This is a genomic window from Marichromatium sp. AB31 (assembly GCF_003718685.1).
GTDB lineage: Bacteria > Pseudomonadota > Gammaproteobacteria > Chromatiales > Chromatiaceae > Marichromatium > Marichromatium gracile.
Map to the genome: position 1 here is coordinate 16621 of NZ_RHFI01000006.1, position 19118 is coordinate 35738.

Genomic DNA, 19118 nt, shown 5'->3' on the forward strand with positions numbered 1-19118 from the left:
GTCCCGCAGCCGTTGCTTCGGGCGACAACAGTGAGGTGATCATGACCAGCAGTCGATCAGCCGCAGCTCGCCCCCGAAGTCGCGGATTGCCGATCGTGGGGTTGATGTTGGCATCCCTGCTGGGCGCCCCGGCACAGGCGCACGAATCACCGGTGACGCTGCAGCTGAAGTGGCGCCACCAGTTCCAGTTCGCCGGCTACTACATGGCCGAGCACCTCGGATTCTATCGCGAGCGCGGCATCGAGGTGCGCTTTCGCGAGGCTGGCCCGGAGACCGACGTGGTTGCTGCAGTGGTCTCCGGCGAGGCCGAGTTCGGGGTTGCCGCAAGCGAGCTGCTGCTCGCCGCTCAGTATGCGCCGGTCGTCGCCCTGGCGCCGATCTTCCAGCACTCGCCCTATGTGCTCTTGACCCTCGACGGCACAGCCGATCTGGCGACGCTTGCTGGCGAGCCGGTGATGCTCGATCGTGGTGCCGCCGAGATTCGTGCGCTCCTGCTGAAGATCGGGGTCCCCGCCGAGGCGCTCAGCATCCGCGGCTATCAGGACGGTGTGGCGGCGTTGCTCGCCGGCGAGGTCGCGGCGATCGCGGCCTATTCCACCACCGAGCCCTACTGGCTGCGCCGGGCCGGGGCCGCTCCGCGGATGTTCTCGGCGCGTGATCACGGTATCGATCTCTACGGTGACATGCTGTTCACCCGCAAGGCATTGCTGCGCGATCATCCTGATCTGGTGCGCGACTTCGTCGCCGCCAGTCTCGCCGGCTGGAAGGCGGCGCTGCGCGACCCCGAGCAGGCGATCGCGCTGATCCTCGCCGACTACAACACTCAAGGTCTCGATGCCGCGTTCTACCGTTTCGAGGCCGCCGAGACCCGGCGGCTGATCCAGCCCGAGGTGATCGAGATCGGGCACGTCAACCCCGGTCGCTGGCGCCACATCGCCGAGGTCTATGCCGGGCTTGGCATGTTGCCCGAGACGGTCTCGCTCGATGGCTTCGTCTATGACCCCGGACCGATCGATATCGCCCCGCGGGTGGTGCTGGCGCTGATCGCCGCGCTGCTGATCGCCGCGTTGCTGGGTCTGCTGAGCTGGCGGGTGCACAGCCTCAACCAGCGGCTGCGCCGCGAGATCGTGCAGCGTGAGAGCGATCATCGTCGACTCGCCGAGAGCGAGGCGCTGCATCGCCTGCTCACCGAGAACAGCGGGGATGTGATCTGGATGCTCGATATCGATCGCTGGCGCTTCGACTATGTCAGCCCCTCGGTGCAGCGACTGCGTGGCTTCAGCCCGGAGGAGGTGATGTCCGTGCCGATCGACGCATCGCTCACCACCGAGTCTGCGGCGCGTCTGCGCCAGCAGTTGTTGGAGGGGGCGATGCGGGTCGCCGCCGGGGACCACGAGGGGCTGTTCGCTCTCACCGAGATCGAGCAGCCGTGCAAGGGGGGCGGATCGGTACAGACGGAGGTGGTGACCTCGCTGTTGATCGATGGCTCCGGGCGGCCCTCCAAGGTGCTCGGGATCACGCGTGACATCACCGTGCGCAAGGCGCTGGAGGCCAAGCTGCGGATCCGCGCCGCTGCGATCGAGGCCGCCGCCGATGCTATCATCATCACCGATGTCGAGGGCTACCTGCTCTATGCCAACCCGGCCTTCACCCGTCAGACCGGCTATCGGTTGGAGTTGGGGCGACGGTTGCACTCGCGGGTGCTCAAGAGCGGTCGCCACGACAGCCATTTCTATGCCGAGATGTGGCAGACCATCCTCGCCGGTCGGGTGTGGCGCGGCGAGCTGGTCAACCGTCGTCGCGACGGCGAGTTCTACGAAGAGGAGATGACCATCTCGCCGGTGGCCAACGAGCGCGGCGAGATCGAGCGTTTCATCGCCATCAAGCGCGACATCAGCGTGCAGCGGGCGATGGAGCGGGCGTTGCGCACGGCCAACCAGCGTCTGCGCGAGAACCTCGACGAGATCAGCGAGCTGCAACAGGAGCTGGCCGAGCAGGCGGTGCGCGACCCGCTCACCGGACTCTACAACAGACGTCATCTCGACGATGCGCTGGCCCGCGAGCTGGCGCGGATGCGGCGCGAGGCATCCACGCTGGTGGTGCTGATGGCCGATATCGACCACTTCAAGCGCATCAACGATGGTTGGGGCCATCCGGTCGGCGACGGAGTGCTGCGCTCGCTCGCCGCCACGCTGCGCGATCACTTCCGCGAGTTCGATCTGATCTGTCGCTATGGTGGGGAGGAGTTCCTGGTGGTGCTGCCGGGGACCGATCTCGAGCAGGGCCTGGCCCGGGCCGAGTCGGTGCGCCGCTATTTTGCCGCGCAGCGCATCGCTCTGGGCGAGCAGCGCGAGCAGATCACCATCTCGATCGGTCTCGCCGTCTTCCCGCTCCATGCCACCGATCAGATGGCGCTGATCGCCCAGGCCGACGCCGCCCTCTATCGGGCCAAGCACGCCGGCCGCGACCGGGTGATGGTCGCCGACCCCGAGGTCGAGCCCGAGGGGCTGGTCGGCTGAGTCCCGACCACGACTCAGCCCCCGGTGTGGTTCATGTGACGCCGGATGCGCGGTGGCGCGACCAGCGAGAAGTCGTGGCCGCGCGGTTTGAGCGCCATCGCCGCGACGATCGCGCGCCTGACCGGCTGGTCGTCGTCGGGGTGGGCACGCAGTACCCGGCGCAGGTCGACCGAGTGCTCCTGGCCGAGACAGAGCAGCAGCCGGCCCTCGGTGGTGACGCGTACGCGGTTGCAGTCGGCGCAGAAGTTGTGGCTGTGCGGCGAGATGAAGCCGACCCGGGTGGCGGTGCCGGGAATGATGAAATAGCGCGCCGGACCGCCTTCGTGGGCGGTGCTGGGGATCAACTCGTGGTGTCGCGCCAGGTCGGCGCGGATCGCCTCGCTCGGATAATGGAGCGCGGCGCGATCGTGCTCGGTGATCGCGCCGAGCGGCATCTCCTCGATGAAGCGGATATCGAGGCCTCGTTCGATGGCGAAGGCGACCAGGTCGCAGACCTCGTCGTCGTTACGCCCCTTGAGGATCACGCTGTTGAGGCTCACCCGGCGAAAGCCGGCGGCAAGTGCGGCCTCGATCCCGGCCAGCGTGGGGGCGAGTTCGCCGCGCCGGGTGAGTGCGCGAAAGCGCGCCGGGCGCAGGGTGTCGAGGCTGATGTTGACCCGGTGCACCCCGGCGCCCACCAGCGCCGGGGCGAGGCGTGCGAGCTGGCTGGCGTTGGTGGTTAAGGTGAGATCGTTGAGGCCGGGCAGGGTGCCGAGCCGCTCGAACAGCCACAGCGCGTTGCGTCGCATCAGCGGCTCGCCGCCGGTGATGCGCAGCCGGCTCACCCCCAGCGCGCTGAAGCAGCGTCCGAGCCGGGCGATCTCCTCGAGGGTGAGCAGCTGCGCGCGCGGCAGGAACTGCTGACGCTCGGGCATGCAGTAGACACAGCGCAGGTCGCAGCGGTCGGTGATCGAGATCCGCACATAATCGATACGTCGACCGAAGGGATCGACGAGTATGGCGCGGTCGGCAGCCTGGGGCGAGTGCGATCGGGTCATGCAGGCCCTCCTCGTGGATGCGGTCGCCCGGGTTGGGGCACTCAACACTGTCTCAGCCCGTGGCGTGTACGGCAACCCGGCCCTTTGGGGTATTGAAAACCGGCGTGGCCTCTCGCCGGTTCTGTCGGTCGTCCCGCTGCCGTGCCCTGGCTGGGCCGGACCGCGTTGACGGCCACGCCGGCCTTACTCTAGCCTCGATCCTTTGGTGCGCCCCGGACAGGGGCCGTATCCGTCCACGATAAAGGCGCATCGATCGCGGTAGACAGGGGACCTTATGGCAGATTTCTTCAAGTCGGCGATGCAAGAGGCCGCGCGGCTCACCCAGGCCGGGCGCGTGGCCGAGGCAACCGCGCTGGTGCAGCGCGCCATGGGGTTGAGCGGGGCTGCCGACGGCGATGCCGCGGTGATCGAGGGTGAGTGCCGGCGGGTCGACCCCGCCGCCGCCTCTGGTGGCGAGATCGCGCACGGGCGCTGGATCGAGGACAGCTTTGCCAATACCGCCGGCGTGCGCCGCTATCGGCTCTATCTGCCCGAGCGTGCCGATGGGCTGGTGGTGATGCTGCACGGCTGCGGCCAGGGGCCGGAGGACTTCGCCACCGCGACGCGGATGCACCTGTGCGCCGCCGCCCAGGGACTGGCTACGCTCTATCCGGCACAGTCATCCGAGGCCAATGGCGCCAGCTGCTGGAACTGGTACGAGCCGGCCGACCAGGGACGCGATCGCGGCGAGTGCGCCATCCTCGCCGGCATGACCGAGGCGGTGATGATGGCCCATGGACTGGACGATCGGCGCATCTACATCGCCGGGCTCTCGGCCGGTGGGGCGATGGCCGCGACCCTGGCGGCGGCCTATCCCGAGCGCTATGTCGCGCTCGGGGTGCACTCAGGGCTGCCCGCCGGCTGCGCCCACGACCTGATCTCGGCGATGACGGTGATGCGCCAGGGCGCCTCGCCGCCAGCGCATGGACCGCTGCCGGCCTGTCCGACCATCGTCTTCCACGGGGATCGCGACACCCGGGTCAATCCGAGCAATGCGCTGGCGCTGATCGCCCAGGCGCGTGCCGGGGCGATGCAGGGCGCCGTCGAGATCGAACGTGGGTGCGCGCCGGCCGGACTGGCCTTCAGCCGTACCTGTTATCCCCAGGTCGCCGGGCGTGCCGAGGCCGAGCTGTGGCTGGTGCATGGTGCCGGGCACGGCTGGTCGGGTGGTGCCGCCGAGGCGAGCTATACCGAGCCGCGCGGTCCGGACGCATCCAGTGAGATGCTGCGCTTCTTTCTCCGACACGCGCGCTGAACCGTGCTCTGGCGTGATTCCATTGTGTTTGCATGGTCTCATGCCGCCGGGCGTGCCAGAATTCCTCGCGCCGGTCCCCGCCCGCGGCGGTACGCCGGTCACAGCCAGGTCGGCGCCGGCTCATCCCGGTGCTACCCCCGCAACCCCGCAAGAGGATCTCGACCTTGACCCAATCATCCGATTTCAAGCGCTATGGCCTGATTGCCCAGGCCTTCCACTGGACCATCGCCATCCTGCTGCTCGGTCTCTTTCTCAGCAATGCCATGCGCGAGATCACCCCGCGCGAGTCCGAGCTGCGGATGATGTGGCTGAACCTGCACATGTCGCTCGGCTTCCTGGTCTTCGGCCTGACCCTGGCGCGCATCGCCTGGCGTCGACTGGTGCCGCCGCCCGCGCTGCTCGATGCCCCGGCCTGGAGCCGCCTCGCCGCCAATCTCGGTCACGTGCTGCTCAACCTCGCCACCCTGCTGGTGCCGATCTCGGGCTATCTGCGCATCGCCTCCAAGGACATCCCCGCCGATTTCTTCGGCACCCAGGTGCCCTCGATCATCGGTGAGATGCCGGCGCTGCACGCGTTCGTCAAGGCGTGGCCGCACGGCGAGCCGATGGAGCTGTTCTTCTACGCCCTCATCGGCGTGCATGTGCTCGCCGCGCTCTGGCACCAGTACATCCGTCGCGACAACGGCCTGCACCGCATGCTGCCCTGGTAAGGGCGCGCGTTACGCCGACAGGAGGGACCCCGCGATGTCTCATCTCGCCGCCGTCATGGCGACGGTGCTCTTGACCGTGTCCGCGACCGTCTCCGGCGCCACACCACTCGAGCATGGTCGAACGCTCGCCGAGCAGGGCGATGCCGCGCGCGGCATCGTCGCCTGCGCCGGGTGTCATCGCGCCGACGGCGGCGGCGACGAGGCTCTGGGCGCGGCACGCCTGGCCGGTCTGGAACCGGCCTATCTCGCCACCCAGATCGAGCGCTTTCGCGCCGGCCAGCGCAGCCACCCGGTGATGAGCCCCTGGGCCGAGCGGCTGGAACCGGCCGACATCACCGCGGTGAGTGCCTATTACGGCGCGCTGGCGCCGGCCTCCAACGCCAGGGCGCCGAGCGATGTCGATGCCGTCGCCGGCCGGTCGCTGGCCGAGACCGGCGACTGGTCGGGGCGCGACCTGCCGGCCTGCGTACGCTGTCACGGCCCCGGTGGGACGGGTGCGGGCACGGTCTTCCCGCCATTGGCGGGGCAGCCCTACAGCTATCTGCTCGCCCAGCTCGAGGCCTGGGCGGCGGGGCGGCGCCACGGCGAGCCGATGGCGTTGATGGGCGCCGTCGCCGGGCGACTCGACGCCGACGAGCAGCGCGCGCTCGCGGCCTATTTCGCGACCCGCCCGCTGGCCGTCGCCGATCCCGTCGACGATCTCCTCGATCCGGCGCCGGCGCCGGCGCCCGTGACCGCCAGCGCCAGCACGCCCGCGACTGCGGTGGCTGGCGCGGACGCCGCCGTGCCCGAACACCTCGGCTCGGTGCCCGCCGGGCGCGCCGAGGCCGCGTCGCGCTTCACCCCGCCGGGCCGTGATGCGCTGCCCGAGGGGCCGTTCGGCGAGATGGTGCGACTCGGCGCGCGACTGTTCCGTCATACCAACACCGATCCGCGCTCGGCGTCCCATGTCGGCAACGACCAGACCTGCGCCGGTTGTCATCTCGACAATGGCCGTCGCGCCGACGCCTCGCCGATGTGGGCCGCCTGGGTGGCCTATCCGGCCTATCGCGGCAAGAACCAGCGGGTCGACACCATGGCCGAGCGCATCCAGGGTTGCTTCCGTTATTCGATGAACGCGCAGGACAGCGCCAGCGGCCAGGTGCCGGAGACCAACAGTGTGGTGATCGACGCCCTGCAGACCTACATCTACTGGCTCGCCACTGGCGCCCCGACCGGCGACACCGCGATGTCCGGGCGCGGCTATCCGCGTCTGCAGCCGCCCGCCGAGGGCTTCGACCGCACCCGTGGCGCGGCGCTCTACGCCGAGCACTGTGCGCTCTGTCACGGCGCCGAGGGCGAGGGGCTGCTGGTCGAGGGCGAGGTGGTGTTCCCGCCGTTGTGGGGGCCACGCTCCTACAACTGGGGTGCCGGCATGCATCGCGTCGATACCGCCGCGGCCTTCATCGCCGCCAACATGCCGCTGCTCGATACGGTGCGACTCACTCCCCAGGAGGCCTGGGACGTCGCCGCCTACATCAATGCTCACGAGCGGCCGCAGGACCCGCGCTTCGACGGCTCGGTGGAGCGGACCGCCGCGCGTTTCCACACCAGTCCCTTCGACCTCTACGGCGAGCCGCTCGGTGACGGCGGCGCCGTGCTCGGTCAGGGCACCACCGCGGACTGAGGACCGCTCGCGCGCCCGGGCGTGCGGCGGCGGGGTCGATTCCCGCAGCCGCCGTCGGTTCAGCCGCGCTCGCGCAGCAGGGCGTCGAGCGCGGCGAGACGCTCCGGGGTGCCGATGTCGAACCAGCGTCCGCGATGGTGCAGTCCGCCCACCCGGTCGTCGGCCATCGCCGCGCGCAGCAGGGGCGCGAGCCGGAAGGCGCCCTCGGGCTGCTCGGCGAACAGCGCCGGGTGATAGAGCCCGATCCCGGCGAAGGTCAGGCGCGGCGCGTCGCCATCGCGCACCCGTCCGTCATCCAGCGAGAAATCGCCCTCGGGGTGGTGCAGCGGGTTGTCGACCAGCGCGAGCTGCGCCAGATCGCCCGGGGCGAGGCGCAGTGCGCCCGGGTCGAGGTCGCACCAGACATCGCCGTTGACCACCAGGAAGGGCGCGTCGCCGAGCAGCGGCAGGGCGCGGCGGATGCCGCCGCCGGTCTCCAGCGCGCGCTCCTCGGGCGAGTAGCGGATCTCCACTCCGAGGCCCGAGCCGTCGCCGAGCGCGCGCTCGATCTGTGCGCCGAGATGGGCGTGGTTGATCACCAGCTCGCGGATACCCGCCGTGGCCAGACGCTCGATGTGATGGACGATCAGCGACCGGCCGCCGGCCTCGAGCAACGGCTTGGGGGTGTGGTCGGTCAACGGGCGCATGCGGGTGCCGCGCCCGGCGGCGAGGATCATCGCCTTCATGATGGATGACACTCCTGGAAGATACGTTGCTCGCAGCCGGCGCAGACCCGTTTGTCGAGCTTCTGGTAGATGGCGCGGATGGCCGCGGTCTTGGACTGGAAGACGTTGCGCGCCTCGGTCTCCTCGAAGCAGCCGTAGCGCTCTAGCGCGTCCCACAGCCCCTGCTTGACGTGGATCAGATACATGCCGCCGCCCTCGAGGCGTCGGCGCCGCTCCTCCTGCAGCAGCGCCTGGCCGCCCTGATAGTCGACGAAGTTGATGCCGCTGCACACCAGCGCCAGATGCTTGCGCTCCGGGTGCTGGCTGCGCAGCTGGTCGAAGGCCTGCTCGACATGGGGCACCGAGCCGAAGAACAGCGAGCCATCGACCCGCATGATGTGCAGCTGCGGGCACTGCGGCAGCTCCGGGTCGCTGGAGAAGGCGCGATGGGCCAGACGCGGGTCGGGCGCGCGGGTATGGATCCGCGGCTTGGAGGTGCGATCGAGATAGAGCACCAGCGACAGCAGCACCCCGGCGAAGATCGCGAACTCCAGCTCGAGGAGGATCGCCGAGAAGAAGGTGACGGCGAGCACCGCGGTCTCGCGCTTGGAGGCGTGGAGGATATGGCGGATCTCGGCGCGATCGATCAGCCCCCAGGCGACCAGGAACAGCACCCCGGCCATCGCCGCCTTGGGCAGATAGCTCGCCAGCGGCGCGACCAGCAACACGATCACCATCAGCAGCACGCCGGCGAGGATCGCCGCCAGCGGGGTGCGGGCGCCGGCCTCGTAGTTGACTCCGCTGCGGTTGAACGAACCGGTGGCGACATAGCCCGAGAAGAAGGAGCCGGCGAGGTTCGACAGCCCCTGGCCGATGAACTCCTGGTTGCCGTCGATGCGGTAGCCGCCGCGCGCGGCCAGCGCGCGCCCGATCGACACCGCCTCGGTGAGCGCGAACAGGGTCACCGCCAGCGCCACCGGGGCGAGTTCGCGGATGTGGTCGAAGGTGAGCGAGGGCGCCGAGAGTGGCGGCAGGGTCGAGGGCAGGGCGCCGACGGTGACGATGCCGGTGCGCGCCGCGCCGAACAGCTGATCGAGCCCCAGCGCCACCAGGCTGCCGCCGAGCATGGCGACGATCATGAAGGGGATGCGCGGCACCCAACGCCGGCAGGCGAGTCCGATCAGCACGGTGGCGAGCCCGACCAGGGCCGCGGCCGGGTTGATCTCGGGGAGATGCTTGAGGAACTCGAAGAGGATCTCGTGGAGGTGGCCGCTGCTGTCCATCTCGACGCCGAAGAAGTGCTTGAGCTGCTTGGCGGCGATCAGTACCGCGGCGGCGGCGGTGAAGCCGACCACCACGGCATGCGAGATGAAGTTGACCAGCGCACCCATGCGCGCCAGCCCGAGCGCCAGTTCCAGCACCCCGACCATGAAGGTCAGGGTCAGCGCCAGGGCGACATAGTCCGGCGTGCCCGGCACCGCCATCACCGAGAGCGATGAGAACACCACCACCGAGGCGGCGGTGGTCGGCCCCGAGACCAGGTGGCGCGAGGAGCCGAACAGCGCGGCGATGATCGCTGGCACCATGCCGGCATAGAGCCCGTATTCGGGCGGCATCCCGGCGATGGTGGCGAAGGCCACGCCCTGGGGCAGCACGACGATGGCGCCGGTGAGCGCGGCGACGAGATCGGCGCGCAGTTCGGCGGGGCCGACGCCGGGGAGCCAGGCCATGAAGGGCGTCAACCAGGACCAGCGGGAGGGCGGGGACGACTGCATCGGCGAGACCTCGGGTGATGGTTGGCGGAGCGGGGCGGGTGCGGGCGGCCCCGTTGGCGGGCATCGAGCGCTGCATTCTAAGTGAGCGACGGGACGATGAAAAATCGTCTCCCGGCGCGGCGGGCATCGGTGCGGCGCTTGGGTGCCCGGTCGACACATGCTAGCCTCGCGGCGATGGCACCCGGCCAGCGTCTTCCGTCACCACCGATCAACGAGCGTCCCCGATCCCATGTCCAGTCCAGCCACCGCCCTGCCGCCCGATCAGCTCCTCGACCGTCTGTTGGCGTTGCTCGAACGGCTCTATCGCGACACCGCCGACTATCGCGCGCGTTGCGACGAGGCCCAGTGCTGGTACGACCGTGGCTATGCCGACGGCATGCGCGCGGCGCTCGCCGCACTCGGTCACGGTGCGGCGCTCGCCGCCCGCCCGTTGCCCGAGATCGAGCCGCTGGCGCCGACCGAGCGGGTGACGCCCTGGGGGCGGGCCCATGCCCATGGGGTCGAGGTCGGCGGGCGCGAGACCCGCGACGTGCTGGGAGGTGCCTGAGATGTTCAAGATCGTCTCCTTCAACATCAATGGTATCCGTGCTCGCCAGCATCAGCTCGAGGCGCTCAGGGAGGCGCACGACCCCGACATCGTCGGGGTGCAGGAGTGCAAGGTCGCCGACGAGCAGTTCCCGCGCGCGGCGGTCGAGGGGCTGGGGTATCACGCCCGCTTCCACGGTCAGAAGGGACACTATGGCGTCGCCCTGCTCAGCAAGGCCGAGCCGCTGGCGGTGGTCAAGGGGCTGCCGGGCGATGCGCCGGACGCCCAGCGGCGGCTCATCACCGGGCGCTATGCGCTGTCCGACGGCACGCCGATCACGGTCATCAACGGCTACTTCCCCCAGGGCGAGTCGCGCGATCACCCGCTGAAGTTCCCCGCCAAGCAGCGCTTCTATGCCGGACTGCTCGAGTATCTGCGCGGTCAGTTCTCGCCCGCCGATCTGTTGGTGGTGCTCGGCGACATGAACGTCGCCCCCTCGGACCTCGACATCGGCATCGGCGCCGACAACGCCAAGCGTTGGCGGCGCAGCGGCAAGTGCAGCTTCCTCCCCGAGGAGCGCGAGTGGCACCGCGCGCTGACCGACTGGGGGCTCTGTGACGCCCATCGCGAGCTGCATCCCGACAACGCCGAGACCTTCAGCTGGTTCGACTACCGCTCACGCGGCTTCGAGCGCGAGCCCAGGCGCGGACTGCGCATCGACCAGCTGCTGGTGACCGCGCCCTTGCGCGAACGCCTGATCGAGACCGGCATCGACTACGAGATCCGCGCCATGGAGAAGCCCTCCGACCACTGCCCGGTGTGGGCGAGCTTCGAGGGCTGAGGGGGCGGTCGGGCGCTTTCAGCCGCCAGTCGGCAGCCGCCAGGAATTTGAACCGCGAAGCCGCGAAGGGCGCCAAGGGGAATAAGCCGCCAGCCGTCAGAGATCAGCCACCAGAGGGTGCGGACTCGCGCCGTCTGTGGCCTCACGCCGACATCACACAGCATTCACTTTGCGCGCTTCGCGCCTTCGCGGTTCAATCTTGGCCGCTGGCCGCTGGCCGCTGGCCGCTGGCCGCTGGCCGCTGGCCGCTGGCCGCTGGCCGCCCCTGCGCGGTTCAATCCTCCGGCGGCCGGCGTCGCCACCGATTGTCAGGTCGTCGGGCGCGGCCTACACTCGTGCGGGTCTCGACCAACTCTTCGCTTCCTCAGGCCACTCCAGGATGATCCGACAGCAACCGATCGGCGTATTCGACTCCGGCGTCGGCGGGCTGTCGGTGCTGCGCGAGATCCGTCGCGAGCTGCCTGGCGAGGCCCTGCTCTATGTCGCCGACTCCGCCCACGCTCCCTATGGCGACAAGCCGACCGTGACGATCGAGGCGCGCTCGCTGGCGGTTGCCGAGTTTCTGATCGCTCAAGGGGCCAAGGCGATCGTGATCGCCTGCAACACCGCTACCGGGGTGGCGGCGCGAGTGCTGCGGGCGCGTCATGCGCTGCCGGTGGTGGCGATGGAGCCGGCGGTCAAGCCCGCCGCCGCGCGCACCCGCAGTGGTCGTGTCGGCGTGCTCGCTACTCGTCAGACGCTGGCCAGCGCCAACTTCGCGCGCCTGCGTACCCGTGTCGCCGGGCAGGCCGAGGTCCTTGCCCAGCCCTGTCCCGGACTGGTCGAGCGCATCGAGCAGGGGGATCTCGACGGCCCGCTGACCCACGCTCTGCTCGAGGGTTATCTGACGCCGCTGCTCGAACGAGGGGTCGATACCCTGGTGCTCGGCTGCACCCACTACCCGCACCTGCGCCCGCTGATCGAACGGCTCGCCGGGCCGGAGGTCGCGGTGCTCGACTCCGGGGCCGGCGTCGCCCGTCAGGTGCGCCGCCGGCTCGCCGAGGCCGGTCTGCTCGCCCCGCCCGGTCGGATCGGCGGCGAGCGCTTCTGGACCAGCGGCGAGCTGGAGCGCGTCGCGCCCCTGATCGCGCGCCTGTGGCCGGGGGCGCCGTCGTTGGCCGTGCTGCCGGAGCCGATCGAGTCGGGTGTCTCGCTGTTGCGCGAGGGGGCTTGAGCGCGACGAATCAACCAACCCCTTGTTTCAATCGGGGTTGTGTCGGGTTCTTCCTTTCTGGATGTTGATTCCTGCGCTTCTGGCCCTTCAGGTCGGGCCGTGGTCGATGGCGCGATGGATCGTCTCCAACACGACGTCGGTCTCGTTCAGGGCCTGACGGCTGTCGAATCGCAGCACGGTCAGACCGATATCGGCCAGCGCCTGATCGCGTCTCGCGTCCTTGGCCCTGTGCTCGGGGACTCGGTGCTGACCGCCGTCGATCCCGATCACCAGTGCGGCCTTGGGGCAGTAGAAATCGACAGATGAAGCCGAGCAGCGGTTTTTGTCGGTAGAGCCGCAGACCGTGGACCTGTTTGCGACGCAGCCACTGCCGGAGCGCCTGTTCGGCCTCGGTCATGTTGCTGCGGAGGTGACGGGAGAAGGGCTTGAGCGACTTGTTGTAGGGTTGCAAGCTCGACCTTCCTGCCCCTTGGCTGAATCAGGCGTCAGTTCATGGCCTGTGGAGAAGGTGGTTGCTCGTCGCGTGAAGTCCGGTTTTGTGTTGATGCTCGGAGGTTGGGGGATGGTCGGGGGGGGGCTCCTTTTACCTTGCTTTTTTGATGGGAAATCCCCCCTAGCCAGCCTTTTCCAAAGGGGGGTACCTCAGGGTGTTCAAAGGGGAAGCCTCAGGGGGTTGTCCCCGCAGTTGCTGCACTGGCTCATCGCGCAACGCATGGCGTAGCGGCGCAGGTTGCTGGAAGGCGCGGCTGGCGTACTGGTGAGTAACGTCTCCAACCCAGATCTTCCTCTGACGCAGGAGGGGCATCCCCTCATTGACGTCTCCAACCCTGCTCCCCCTTCCGGCGCAGGGGTCATCCCTCATTAAACGTGTCCAACGCAGTCCCCCTTTGACAAAGGGGGGTAGGGGGCTCGCTGAGCTGGGCGTCACCCGTCTGATCAACGCGCCCGGATCGCCCGCCCGAGCAGATGTTCTCCATCGTCGTCGACGCCGGTGATCTCGACCTCGACCAGGGTGTTGGTGTCGATCGGGTCGGGCAGGGCAGTGAAGCGGACCGGTAGGTAGTTGGGGGTGTAGCCCTGGCCCGGCAGGGCGCGTGCCGGGTCGGGGGGCTGCTCGCAGAGCACCTCGAGACGGGCGCCGCGCTGTTCGTGCAGCAGCTGGGCGCGGCTGGCGGCGGCCAACTGCTGCAGCGCCTGGCTGCGCGCGCGCTTGGTGGCGGTATCGACGCGTCCGGGCAGGGTGGCGGCCAGGGTGCCGGCGCGGGGCGAGTAGGCGAAGGCGTGGATGTGGCCGAAGCCGACGGTCTCGACCAGCGACAGGGTCTCGCGCCAGTCCTCCTCGTCCTCGCCGGGGAAGCCGACGATGACGTCGGTGGTGACGTTGAGCTCGGGGCGCGCCGCACGGCCCGCGGCGACCAGTTCGATGAAGGCCTCGCGCTTGCAGCGTCGGGCCATGCGGCGCAGCACCCGGTCCGAACCGCTCTGTACCGGCAGGTGCAGGTGCGGCATCAGTCGTGAATCGGCGAACAATCCCCAGAAGCCTTCCGGCAGGTCCCAGGGTTCGAGCGAGCCGAGCCGCAGGCGCTCGATGCCGGTGTCGGCGAGCACTGCGGCGATCAGCTCGCCGAGGTCACTGCCCTGGTCATGGCCGTAGCCGCCGAGGTGGACGCCGGTGAGCGCGACCTCGCGCACCCCCTGGCGCGTCAGACGGTTGATCACACTCACCACCTGAGCGATCGGACGGCTGCGCTCCTCGCCACGGGCGCGGGTGGTGATGCAGAAGGTGCAGTTGTAGCGACAGCCGTCCTGCACCTTGACGAAGGCGCGTTGGCGCCCACGCGCGAACAGCGCCTCGGCGCCGCCGGCGGTAGCGCTCTCGGGCATCAGCGGCAGCGTCAGGGTGGCGCGCGCGATCTCCACCAGCCGGTCCTTGTCGGCGTTGCTCACCACCAGGTCGACGCCGGACTCGCCGGCCAGCGCCTCGGCCTCGAGCGCGGCCAGACAGCCGCTGACGATCAGCCGCGCGCGCGGGTTGTCGCGCTGGGCGCGACGCAGCAGCTTGCGCGACTTGCGCACCGCCTCCTGGGTAACGGCGCAGGTGTTGATCACCACCAGGTCGGCGCCCTGGTCGTCGTCGGCGAGCTGGATTCCGGCGCGGCGGAACTGCTCGGCCCATTCCTCGAGTTCGGCCTCGTTGAGACGGCAGCCGAGGCTGTGTAGGCGGATGGTGGGAGCGGGGGCATTGGTGCGGTGCATGATCGGCCGGGACTGCGGTGGAGCTGGTGTTGCGCGGAGCGGCAAGTATTATAGGGGGTTGCCGGGACGAGGGCATCCGCTCGGTCGTGCGCTGGGCCAGGATGCGACGAATCCCGGGCTGGGCGTAGCGCCGGCCTTCGATCGATGATGCTGGGATTGGGGGTCTTGCGCGGATCGGACGATCCAGAAGGGAAGATGGCGGAGAGGGTGGGATTCGAACCCACGGACCCGCAAGCGAGTCACTTGATTTCGAGTCAAGCCCGTTCGACCACTCCGGCACCTCTCCAAGTGCTGGCGGTCCGCGCATGGCGCGGCAGCGAGTCGCGCAATATTAATGGTGTCGTCCCGGCTTGTCTAGCCCTGTTTTGCGGGTTGGTGTCTCCGTCCCGCGTCTCGGGGCGCGCCGGGACCGCTCAGGGCAGGATCTCGATCGGGGTGCCGTCGGCCACCAGCGACCAGATCTGCTCGATCGCGGCGTTGTCGACGGCGATGCAGCCGGCGGTCCAGTCGCCGTTGCGGCGGGTGTCGGGACCGGTGCCGTGGACCATGATGGCGCCGCCGGGGTCATCACCGTGGAGACGCGCGCGCAACCGGTCGCCGGGGCCGGGGTAGGAGATGTGCAGGGCGCGGTGGAAACGGCTGGCGGGGTTGCGCCAGTCGATGCGATAGCGTCCCTCGGGGGTGCGGCCATCGCCCTCGCGGCGTTTGTGGCCGAGCGGCTGGAAGCCGAGCGCGATGGCGTAGCTTTGCAACACCGCGCCGTCGCGCAGCAGATAGAGTCGGCGCTCGGCCTTGCGCACGAGGACGCGATCGGCCATGCCGGGGCGCGGGGGGCGGAAGTCGTCGGGCGCGCTGGTCGGGCGCAGTGGCTGGGGGAGGGCGAGCAGCGACATCGCGCGAGCCGATGGCAGGAGCGTCAGCCCGAGCAGCGTGCCGAGCAGCGCCCGGCGCCCGGGGGTGGGCGATGGGCGTTGCTCGGCGGTGTGGATGACGCGGGACATGCGCGCATCCTCGCGATCGGATCAGCTCTTGCGATAGATGCGCAGGGTGTCGCCGATGTCGAGACGCGAGTCGGAGAGGGCGTTCCAGCGCTGGAGGTCGTCGACGGTGACGCCGTAGCGGCGGGCGATCACGCTCATCGAGTCGCCGCTGCGCACCCGATAGGTGACCAGCGCGTTGCTGCCGGGGATGCGCAGCTTCTGCCCCGGGCGCAGGGTGTCGTCGAGATCGAGATGATTGCTCTCGGCGAGTGCGCGTACCCCGAGGTCGTGACGGCGGGCGATGGCGCTGAGGGTCTCGCCGCGCTTGACCACGTGGACCAGTGCCTTGGGCGTCGTGCGCACGGGCTTGGCAACGGCGACCGCCGGGCGTGCCTGCGGGGTGGTGCGCTCGCGGATATGGACGCGGCTCGAGGCGCTGTAGGCCGCGGGCGTGACCACCTCGGCCTGGGCCAGCGCCTTGCGCAGCAGCGCACCGCTGCCGGCCGGCACCAGCAGGTTGGCCTGGGCGCCGGGGGCGGTACGCGCGCGCTTGAGACCGGGGTTGAGTCGCTTGAGGGTGGCCAGTTCGACGCCGCTGGCGCTGGCGAGCTTGGCCAGCTCGACCGCGCCCGGGGTGCGGATCAGCTCGAGCTGGGGGCGATCGGGGAGCGGCGGCAGGGCCAGGCCGTATTGCCCGGGGGTGGCGACCAGACGCGCGGTGGCGAGGATCTGCGGCACATAGTCGCGGGTCTCGGTGGGCAGTTGCAGCGACCAGAAGTCGGTCGGCTTGCCCTGGCGGCGATTGCGCTCAACGGCGTTGGCCACGCAGCCGGGGCCACAGTTGTAGGCGGCCATGGTGAGCGCCCAGTCGCCGTCGAACTGGGCGTTGAGCTGTTCGAGATAGTCGAGCGCGGCGCGGGTCGAGGCGAGCACGTCGCGCCGCTCGTCGTACCACTGGTCCTGGCGCAGTCCCATCGCACGTCCGGTATAGGGCATGAACTGCCAGATCCCGGCGGCGGCCTTGGACGAGGTGGCACCGGGGTTGTAGCGGCTCTCGACCTGGGGCAGCAGCGCCAGCTCCATCGGCAGGCCGCGCCGTGCGATCTCGTCGACGATCAGGCGCAGATAGGGGCGGGCGCGGTCATTGAGTCGGGTGAGATAGCGCGGATCGCGCTTGAAGCGTGCGATGACCGCCTCGACCCGCGGGTTGTGCTGGTCTTGCAGCCGCATGCCGGCGCGCACCCGCGTCCACAGGTTGCCACCGCCGCCGGTGGTCGCGAGACCCTTGCCGCTGTCGGTGGCCTCGAGGCTGCTGATATCGACCGCGGGTCGGACGAAGCCGTATTCGCGGGCCGAGACGATCTGGGGGCGTGCGTCCGAGTCCTGTTCGGCGCGGGTGAGTGGTGAGTCCTTGACGCAGCCCGAGAGGACGGGCGCGAGCAACAGGGGCAGCGCGCACAGCGTGCGTGCCAGACGTGAAACATCAGGCATTGAATCCCCGGGAGGCGTTAAGTGTTTGTAAAGCAGGATTTTTTGAATTTTCGCGCGTCATCATAAGCCAAACCCGGGGGGGATTTCCAGACCCGAGGTCGGGAATTGGGTGCGCCTGAGGAGACGACAGCGCGGGGCCGCTGCGGTTACCATGACCGCCTCGAAGAGGCTGCCGCATGACTGCTTGCAAGGGGCCAGACTCCCCGCTCGCCCAACTCCAGCGCTGGTATCGCTCGCCGCTCGGCACCGAGCTGGCGCGGCTCGAGTGCGCCTGCGTACAGCAGTTGCTGCATGACACCTTCGGCTATTATCTGGTGCAGGTCGGCGTCACCGAGAGCTTCCGCGACGCACTCGCCACCAGCCGGATCCGGCATCGCATCGCCATGCCCTGCGATCCGCCGCCGCTGGCCCGGGCCCCGGCGATCGTCGGACGGGCCTCGCAGTTGCCGTTGGCCTCCGACAGCATCGACGCGCTCTTCCTGCCCCATACCCTCGACTTCTCGCCCGACCCGCAGGCGGTGCTGCGCGAGGCCGAGCGTACCCTGATCCCCGAGGGACGACTCATTGTCATCGGCTTCAACGCCCTCAGCACCTGGGGCTTGCGCGCTCTGCTGCGTGGCGCGCGAGGGCCGGCACCCTGGTGCGGTCGCTTTCGTACCCATTATCAGATGGAGGCCTGGTTGTCCGATCTCGGTTTTGCGCTCGAACGGCGCGAGTTCCTGATGTTCCGTCCCCCCCTGACCCGGGCGCTCGGCCCCGGCGGGCCGCGTATCGAGACCCTGGGGCGGCGTCTGCTGCCGGCGCTCGGCGGGGTCTATGTGCTGCGCGCGGTCAAGCGGGTGTCGACGCTCACCCCGCTGCGTCCGTCGTGGCGGGGTCGCCGACAATTGTTGCCGGGACGGGTTGAACCGACCGCACGGAGGAATCCACATGTCTGAGGCGGTGCACGCCTATACCGATGGCGCCTGCAAGGGCAATCCCGGCCCCGGCGGCTGGGGGGTGCTGCTGTGCTGGGGCGAGGCCGAGAAGAGCCTTTGCGGCGGCGAGCGCGAGACCACCAACAACCGCATGGAGTTGATGGCGGTGATCATGGCGCTGGAGTCGCTCAGGCGGTCGAGCGAGATCGAGATCACCACCGACTCGCAGTACGTCAAGCGCGGGGTGGGCGAGTGGATGCCGCGTTGGAAGCGCAACGGCTGGCGGACCGCCAGTCGCCAGCCGGTGAAGAACCGTGACCTGTGGGAGCGGCTCGATGCCGCGCTCGCCGACCATCAGGTGCGTTGGCACTGGGTCAAGGGGCATGCCGGCCACCCCGGCAACGAACGCGCCGATCAGCTCGCCAATCAGGGTATCCCGAGGTAGATGGCCATGCAGCAGACACGTCAGATCGTGCTCGATACCGAGACCACGGGTCTCGACCCGCAGGACGGGCATCGCATCATCGAGATCGGCTGTGTGGAGCTGGTCGACCGACGCCTGACCCGCAACAACTTCCATTGCTATATCCAGCCCGATCGCGAGATCGATGCCGGCGCGGTCGAGGTGCACGGCATCACCAACGACTTTCTCGCCGACAAGCCGCGCTTCGGCGAGGTGGCCGAGGCCTTTCTCGACTATGTGCGCGGCGCCGAGCTGATCATCCATAACGCCGCGTTCGATGTCGGGTTCCTCGACCACGAGCTGCGGCTGTGGCAGCCGGAGGCGCCGCGCATCGAAGCGCTGTGCTCGGTCACCGATACCCTGATGATGGCGCGCCGCCTCCATCCGGGACAGCGCAACAGCCTCGATGCGCTGTGCAAGCGCTACGACGTCGACAACTCGCAGCGCGACCTGCACGGCGCCCTGCTCGACGCCGAGATCCTCGCCGATGTTTATCTGGCGATGACCGGTGGGCAGGTGAAGCTCGGGCTCGGCGAGGTCGAGACGGCGGGCGAGGGCGCTCAGGGCGCGACCGGGGAGCACGGCCGGATCAGCGCCGAGCGCCCGCCGTTGCGGGTGGTGCGGGCCGATGAGCGCGCGCTCGGGGCGCATGCGGCGCGGCTCGATGCGATCGACAAGGCGAGTGCCGAGGGCTGTCTGTGGTTGCGCGAGCCGGGTTGAGCGGCG

General features: G+C 69.4%; 17 protein-coding genes, 1 tRNA gene and 1 pseudogene. 10 read left to right on the forward strand and 9 right to left on the reverse strand.

Features of this window, described 5'->3' with window-relative positions:
* Nucleotides 1-104: 104 nt before the first annotated feature.
* Nucleotides 105-2519, forward strand: coding sequence for a diguanylate cyclase (locus EBL84_RS06390; protein ID WP_123140170.1), 2415 nt, complete (start codon nt 105-107; stop codon nt 2517-2519).
* A gap of 14 nt (nt 2520-2533) precedes the next feature.
* Here EBL84_RS06390 and moaA read toward each other — a convergent pair whose 3' ends face one another.
* Nucleotides 2534-3556 (reverse strand): GTP 3',8-cyclase MoaA, encoded by a 1023-nt coding sequence (moaA, locus tag EBL84_RS06395; RefSeq protein WP_123140059.1) that lies wholly within the window; start codon nt 3554-3556, stop codon nt 2534-2536.
* A 274-nt stretch (nt 3557-3830) separates the two neighbouring features.
* Between moaA and EBL84_RS06400 the strand changes: the two genes are divergently transcribed.
* The 3 genes from EBL84_RS06400 to EBL84_RS06410 all read left to right on the forward strand — a co-directional run bounded on the left by EBL84_RS06400 (nt 3831) and on the right by EBL84_RS06410 (nt 7226).
* Nucleotides 3831-4850: a PHB depolymerase family esterase gene (locus EBL84_RS06400; RefSeq protein ID WP_123140060.1), complete on the forward strand. Its 1020-nt coding sequence runs from the start codon at nt 3831-3833 to the stop codon at nt 4848-4850.
* A gap of 164 nt (nt 4851-5014) precedes the next feature.
* Entirely contained in the window at nt 5015-5560 is a 546-nt protein-coding gene (locus tag EBL84_RS06405; protein ID WP_123140061.1) for a cytochrome b, read from the forward strand.
* Between the two features lie 34 nt (nt 5561-5594).
* Entirely contained in the window at nt 5595-7226 is a 1632-nt protein-coding gene (locus EBL84_RS06410) for a c-type cytochrome (protein ID WP_123140062.1), read from the forward strand.
* A 59-nt stretch (nt 7227-7285) separates the two neighbouring features.
* On the opposite strand, the gene murU is transcribed toward EBL84_RS06410, so the two are convergent.
* Together murU and EBL84_RS06420 are read right to left on the reverse strand one after the other, a co-directional pair.
* Nucleotides 7286-7951 carry an N-acetylmuramate alpha-1-phosphate uridylyltransferase MurU gene (gene murU / locus EBL84_RS06415; RefSeq protein WP_123140063.1) on the reverse strand — a complete coding sequence of 222 codons (666 nt, stop codon included), beginning with the start codon at nt 7949-7951 and terminating at the stop codon, nt 7286-7288.
* Entirely contained in the window at nt 7948-9705 is a 1758-nt protein-coding gene (locus EBL84_RS06420) for a SulP family inorganic anion transporter (protein ID WP_123140064.1), read from the reverse strand. Before EBL84_RS06420 ends, murU begins: the two co-directional genes overlap by 4 nt.
* 229 nt (nt 9706-9934) lie before the next feature.
* Between EBL84_RS06420 and EBL84_RS06425 the strand changes: the two genes are divergently transcribed.
* The 3 genes from EBL84_RS06425 (at nt 9935) to murI (ending at nt 12285) form a co-directional block, all read left to right on the forward strand.
* Nucleotides 9935-10252 (forward strand): hypothetical protein, encoded by a 318-nt coding sequence (locus tag EBL84_RS06425; RefSeq protein WP_123140065.1) that lies wholly within the window; start codon nt 9935-9937, stop codon nt 10250-10252.
* Nucleotide 10253: 1 nt separating this feature from the next.
* On the forward strand, nt 10254-11072 hold the full coding sequence (gene xthA / locus EBL84_RS06430) for an exodeoxyribonuclease III (protein WP_123140066.1): 819 nt from the start codon (nt 10254-10256) through the stop codon (nt 11070-11072).
* A 379-nt stretch (nt 11073-11451) separates the two neighbouring features.
* Nucleotides 11452-12285, forward strand: a complete 834-nt coding sequence (gene murI / locus EBL84_RS06435) for a glutamate racemase (protein ID WP_123140067.1) — start codon at nt 11452-11454, stop codon at nt 12283-12285.
* A gap of 87 nt (nt 12286-12372) precedes the next feature.
* Here murI and EBL84_RS17470 read toward each other — a convergent pair whose 3' ends face one another.
* The 6 genes and pseudogenes from EBL84_RS17470 to EBL84_RS06460 form a co-directional block, all read right to left on the reverse strand.
* Entirely contained in the window at nt 12373-12555 is a 183-nt protein-coding gene (locus EBL84_RS17470) for an endonuclease domain-containing protein (protein ID WP_255420155.1), read from the reverse strand.
* A gap of 79 nt (nt 12556-12634) precedes the next feature.
* Nucleotides 12635-12682: pseudogene (locus tag EBL84_RS17475) on the reverse strand (hypothetical protein); the annotation flags it as partial.
* 539 nt (nt 12683-13221) lie between these two features.
* Entirely contained in the window at nt 13222-14541 is a 1320-nt protein-coding gene (gene mtaB / locus EBL84_RS06445; RefSeq protein WP_123140068.1) for a tRNA (N(6)-L-threonylcarbamoyladenosine(37)-C(2))-methylthiotransferase MtaB, read from the reverse strand.
* A gap of 196 nt (nt 14542-14737) precedes the next feature.
* Nucleotides 14738-14827, reverse strand: a tRNA-Ser gene (locus EBL84_RS06450).
* A gap of 127 nt (nt 14828-14954) precedes the next feature.
* Nucleotides 14955-15542 carry a murein L,D-transpeptidase family protein gene (locus tag EBL84_RS06455; protein ID WP_123140069.1) on the reverse strand — a complete coding sequence of 196 codons (588 nt, stop codon included), beginning with the start codon at nt 15540-15542 and terminating at the stop codon, nt 14955-14957.
* A 21-nt stretch (nt 15543-15563) separates the two neighbouring features.
* Complete coding sequence (locus EBL84_RS06460; RefSeq protein ID WP_123140070.1) at nt 15564-17012, reverse strand: LysM peptidoglycan-binding domain-containing protein; 1449 nt, start codon at nt 17010-17012, stop codon at nt 15564-15566.
* A gap of 176 nt (nt 17013-17188) precedes the next feature.
* Here EBL84_RS06460 and EBL84_RS06465 point away from each other — a divergent pair, with 176 nt between their 5' ends.
* Genes EBL84_RS06465 through dnaQ form a run of 3 tightly spaced genes read left to right on the forward strand, consistent with a single transcriptional unit; the run spans nt 17189 to nt 19112 of the window.
* Complete coding sequence (locus EBL84_RS06465) at nt 17189-17950, forward strand: class I SAM-dependent methyltransferase (protein WP_123140071.1); 762 nt, start codon at nt 17189-17191, stop codon at nt 17948-17950.
* Nucleotides 17943-18374 carry a ribonuclease HI gene (gene rnhA, locus EBL84_RS06470; RefSeq protein ID WP_123140072.1) on the forward strand — a complete coding sequence of 144 codons (432 nt, stop codon included), beginning with the start codon at nt 17943-17945 and terminating at the stop codon, nt 18372-18374. The genes EBL84_RS06465 and rnhA overlap by 8 nt, the downstream gene beginning before the upstream one ends.
* Nucleotides 18375-18380: 6 nt before the next feature.
* Nucleotides 18381-19112: a DNA polymerase III subunit epsilon gene (gene dnaQ, locus EBL84_RS06475; RefSeq protein WP_123140171.1), complete on the forward strand. Its 732-nt coding sequence runs from the start codon at nt 18381-18383 to the stop codon at nt 19110-19112.
* Nucleotides 19113-19118: the final 6 nt, after the last annotated feature.